Source organism: Dyella silvatica, from assembly GCF_026283955.1.
In the GTDB taxonomy this organism is placed as follows: Bacteria; Pseudomonadota; Gammaproteobacteria; order Xanthomonadales; family Rhodanobacteraceae; genus Dyella_C; species Dyella_C silvatica.
Window position 1 is genome coordinate 1 of sequence record NZ_JAPDPE010000191.1, and the last position, 5,076, is coordinate 5,076.

The window sequence follows — 5,076 nt, forward strand, 5'->3', positions numbered from 1 at the left end:
GGGGCATAGGCATGCGTCTGCGGCGCCGCCGGGCGCTTATAGTCTGGCCCGACCGCACAACCGGCGAGCCATACGCCGATACTCAAGGCGAGCATCCGGCAACCGATGGATTGAATCGCGATAGCACGCATGGTCACAACTCCTTCGTCGGATGCGCTCGATGCTGGCGCTGGCGCCGTTCAACGAAACGTTCGAGTACGTAATAAAACGTGGGCAGGATAAACAGCGTCAGCAAGGTCGCGATGATCAGGCCGCCGACCACCACCGTGGCCAGCCCACGCTGCACGTCCGTGCCGATACCGGTCGCCAAGGCGGCAGGCAGCATGCCGACGCTGGCCACCGTTGCCGTCATCAACACCGGCCGGAAGCGCTCGGCCGAACCCAACAGAACCGCCTCGCGCACACCATGCCCTTCCTTACGCACGCGATTGAAGTTGGCCACCATGATGATGCCGTTCTGCACGGCGACACCGAACAACGCGATAAAGCCCACCGCCGTAGCGATGTTCAAGGTCTCGCCCTTCAAGTGCAGCGAAATCAATCCGCCCAGGGTCGCCAACGGCACCACCGCGAGAATCAGCAGTGCCTGCCGCAGGCTGCCGAACTCGGCAAACAGCAGCACCGCCATCACCGCCAGCACCAGGCCCATCACCAGCACCAGCCGCGCCTGCGCACGTTGCTGATTTTCGAACTGCCCAGCCCACTCCATGTGGTATTTCTGCGTATCGAAATGCACCGTCTTGCCGATCTTCTCTTGCGCTTCGGCCAGATAGTCGGACAAGGCACGGTCGCTGTTGTCGATGCGGATCGTGACCTGGCGATGCCCTTCCTGGTGAGCGATGGTGCTTTCGCCGGTCCGCAACGCGATCTTGGCCAACATCGCCAGCGGCACTTTCGCCCCCGAGGGGGCGGTAAGCGTCAACTTGCTCAAGGCCTCCGGGCTGGCTGCCACCCGCTGCGATACCTTGGCGGTCACGCCGTAGACGCGGTCCTCGACATAAGCCTGGGTAATCGGCGAGCCACCGACGCCGGTCTGAATCACATTGTCGATGTCGGCGATGTTGATGCCGTAACGAGCGGCGGCATCGCGGTCGACGGTGATGGTCAACTGCGGCACCGGCGGCTCTTGAAACACCGAGGCATCGGCGGTGCCGCGAATGCCATGCAGCACGTCGACGATCTCGCCACCGATGCGCCGAAGCTCGACAAAATCATCGCCATAGACGCGTAGCACCAGCGGGCTGTGCGCCCCGCCGACCATGTCGTTCACGCCATCGATGATCGGCTGGCTGATACCCACGCTGATACCGGGAATCTGTTGCAGCCGCGCATTGAGCCGACGCACGAAGCTCTTCTTGTCTTCACCGGACGGCCAACTGGAATAAGGCTTCAAACCCACGCCCGATTCGATGTGCGACGGCGTCCACGGATCGCTGCCGGTGTCATTGCGGCCCAGCTGGGTCACCACATAAGACACCTCGGGAAACTCGCTGACCACATGTCGGTACTCGCTGGCCATCTCGCTGGCCTTCTCCAGCGACAAACCGCTGGGCAGTTGTACCTGCACCCACAGCGAACCCTCGTCCAGATCCGGCAGAAATTCACGCCCGATACTCATACCCAGCACCAACACCGCGGCCAGGGCGACAGCGGCAATGCCATAGGCAATGCGTGGACGTCCCAGCAATTTATCCAGCGTATGGCGATAGCCGGCCTGCAAACGCTCCAGCCAGCGGTTATGGAAAATCTTGCGCGGCTTGCGCAGCGCCATATAAGCCATGCCAGGCACCAGCGCGATAGTGCACAACAAAGCGCCTAGCAAGGCGTAACCCACGGTGTGGGCCATTGGCGAGAACAGGCGGCCCTCGGCACGCTCGAACGCCAGCAACGGCGCGTACGCGGTGATGATGATAAGCGTAGCGAAGAAGATCGGCCGCGCCACCTGCCCGGTGGCACTGAGCACGTCGGCCGGTTGCAGCAACGCGTTGGGACGACTCTCGCGCTTGCGCAGAATCGCCTCGGTGACCACGATCGCGCCATCCACGATCACACCGAAATCGATCGCACCCAGCGAGAAGAGATTCGCCGGCATCTTGGTGAAGTGCATCACGATGAAGACCGCCACCAGCGCGAACGGAATCGTCACCGCCGCCACCATCGCACTGCGCGGGCTGCCCAGGAATAGAATCAGCACGATGCAGACCAGGCCGACGCCTTCCATCACGGTATGCGACACCTTGCTGACCGTGGCCTGCACCAGTTCATCGCGATCGATATACGGCACGATGCGTACACCCATCGGCTCCAGCCGCTTGTGCAATTCATCGACCTTGGCGTGAATACCCTCCAGCACCTTGGACGGGTTCTCGTACTTCAGCAGATCGACGATGCCTTCGATCGTGTCCGGATTGTTGTTCTTGCCGAGGATGCCTTCACGTACTTGATGGCCGAACTGCAGCTTGCCCAGGTCGGCGACACGCACCGGGCTGCCATTGTGCTGGGTCACCACGATGTCGCCCATGTCCTTGAGCGAACGGATCAGGCCCACACCACGAATGACGTACGACTGCTCGCCGCGCGATACGCGGCCACCGCCGGCGTTGGCATTGTTGGCGTTGATCGCGCTGCTTACGTCGTTGATGCTCAGGCCGTAACGCAGCAATTGCTGCGGATCGACCTCCAGCTGGAATTGCTTGGTGAAGCCGCCGAAGTTGTCCACGTTGGCCACGCCCGGCACCTGCTGCAACCCGGGGATGACGATCCAGCGCTGGATCTCCGACAGCTCCATCAGGTTCTTGGTATCGGACTCCAGGGTATAGCGATAAATCTCGCCCGCCGGGCTGGATACCGGATCGAGGCCCGGGGTAATGCCCGGCGGCAAGGTTACCTGGCTGATGCGCTCCATCACGCGCTGGCGCGACCAGTAATCCTCCGCGCCATCGCGAAACACCAGGGTGATCAGCGACAGTCCGAAAGTGCTGCTGGAACGCATCGACACCAGCCCAGGCGTACCGGCCAGCCCGCGTTCCAGTGGGGTGGTGATCTGCTGTTCGATCTCTTCCGCCGCCAGGCCCGGCACCTGGGTGGTCACCTGAGCGGTAACGTCGCTTAGCTCGGGATAGGCCTCGATCGCCAGCTGGGTCCAGGAGTAGTAACCGAAAATCATCACCAGTACGGCAATACCGATCACCAGCATGCGCTTGTGAAAGCACCACTCAATGATCCGGTTAATCATTGATCAGCACTCCACCTGCTACGACCACACGGTCGCCCGGCGCCAAGCCCTTCACGATGCGCGCATCGGCGCCTTCATCGCTACCCAGCACCACCGTGCGACGGGCAAACGCCCACGGCGATACTTCGACGAACACCGTCACGCTATCGTTATTCATCAACAAAGCGGATTGCGGCACAATCACCGCCTGCGGCTGCGACACCTGGAAACTCGCCGTCGCGAACATATTGGGCATCAGTTCGCCACCGGCATTACTCATCGCAATACGTGCCTTGAGCCGGCGCGAATCGGGATCAAGCACCGTGCTCACCGATTGCACATGGCCATTGAACGTACGATCCGGCCACGCCGGCAGGCTCAGCTCGACCGGCTGTCCCACCTTGATCTCCGCGGCATCGTTTTCAGCCACATTCGCGGTGACCCAGACCGACTCGATATTGGTCAGCGTCATCATGATCGCATTCGGATCGTTGGCGAAGGCACCGGGTGCGGTAGCGAGTGCGGTCACGGTTCCGGCGATCGGAGCGGTAATGGAAATACGACGCGAACCGTTCTTGCCCTGTTCGTCGCCGCCCAAGGCGATAAGTCGGGTTTGCGCACGCGTGAACTCCGCCTCGGCCTGCGTGTACGCACTGCGCGCAGCATCGAGATCTTTTTGCGCCGCGCCGCCCGCTTGCTTGACGCCTTCGGCGCGATCCAACGACGTCTTGGCCAATTGCAATGCATCGCGGGCTTTCTGCTCATCGGCGTTGGCCTGGGCAAAATCGCCCGAGGCAATCACGGCAAGCAGCTGCCCGCGGCTGACCTGATCGCCCAACCCAACCTTGAGTTCGACCACGCGCCCGGTCAATGGCGGCAGGATATTCACTACCCGGGATGGATTTGCTTCGACCATGGCAGGGGCGATCAGCTTGTGCGCCACGTCGCGCTGCTCGACCGCCTGAATTTTCAAGCGCGCGCGCAACGGTGATTTCTCTGGGACGCGCATCACGCCGTGATCGGAAACGACCGCTGGCGTCTGCTGTTCGTCTTGTGCCGAATGCGAACAGCCAGCCAGGGAAACGGCCACGGCGACAGCAAGGCACGGCAGATTTTTAATGGAACGAAACCACATAACTTTCCCCTGTCGGGATAAAACTCGAACGGATTCACTGCGATGGAGAAATCACAGAACTAAAGTTGTAGCGGCAGGGAAAAAGTAGGCAACTTGCAAGCTGCCCGCGGCATACCCCGACGCGGTCCAGCCATCAATGGCTGCCGCGTGCGGGCGTCGCTCCGCAAAGGAGTACGCGCCGTCGCGGCGTCAGTGGGGCCGGCTTAAAGGCAGTTGATCGCTTAAAGGACTAGGGTCCAAAGTCGGGGTTCTCCTTTGCGCAAGGCGGGTGCCAAAGGCTTGGGTTTAGCAGGCTGAATGTCATACCGTCACTCGCGGGGCGACAGGCTCGCGCACCAACCGGTCTTGCAACAGCCCGGCACGTTCCAGCGGCAAATAAGCCAGTGCCGCCAGATGCGAATGGATGCGTTTCAAGTCACGCAGAATGCGCAGATAGACGTCTCCGCCACCACCGCCATCGCGATGATCGCGCAGCGCGCGGATATGCCGCTCGGAAGCTTCGTTCTCCATCCGCCACAGAATCTCTTTGCTGGCGATCAATTGCTGCGCCGCGCGCAGATCGCCGCGCATGAAGACCATCAAGCCAAGCCGCATGCTTTCCATCCCCTGATGCTGCATGGCCGCCAGATCTTGAATATCTTCCGCGCTGAAATCCTGCCCACGCTCGGCCTTCTTGGCGGCAAATTCCATCAGGTTATTCGCGGTGATGTCGCCGATGTGTTCGATA

2 protein-coding genes and 1 pseudogene are annotated in these 5,076 nt (G+C 61.3%); all 3 read right to left on the bottom strand.

Annotated elements, in window-relative coordinates:
* Positions 1-133: 133 nt before the first annotated feature.
* Positions 134-3,235 (bottom strand): efflux RND transporter permease subunit, encoded by a 3,102-nt coding sequence (locus OUZ52_RS22155; RefSeq protein WP_266160767.1) that lies wholly within the window; start codon positions 3,233-3,235, stop codon positions 134-136.
* Positions 3,228-4,349 carry an efflux RND transporter periplasmic adaptor subunit gene (locus tag OUZ52_RS22160; RefSeq protein WP_266160768.1) on the bottom strand — a complete coding sequence of 374 codons (1,122 nt, stop codon included), beginning with the start codon at positions 4,347-4,349 and terminating at the stop codon, positions 3,228-3,230. The genes OUZ52_RS22155 and OUZ52_RS22160 overlap by 8 nt, the downstream gene beginning before the upstream one ends.
* Before the next feature lie 300 nt (positions 4,350-4,649).
* A pseudogene (locus tag OUZ52_RS22165) lies at positions 4,650-5,076 on the bottom strand (Na/Pi cotransporter family protein); the annotation flags it as partial.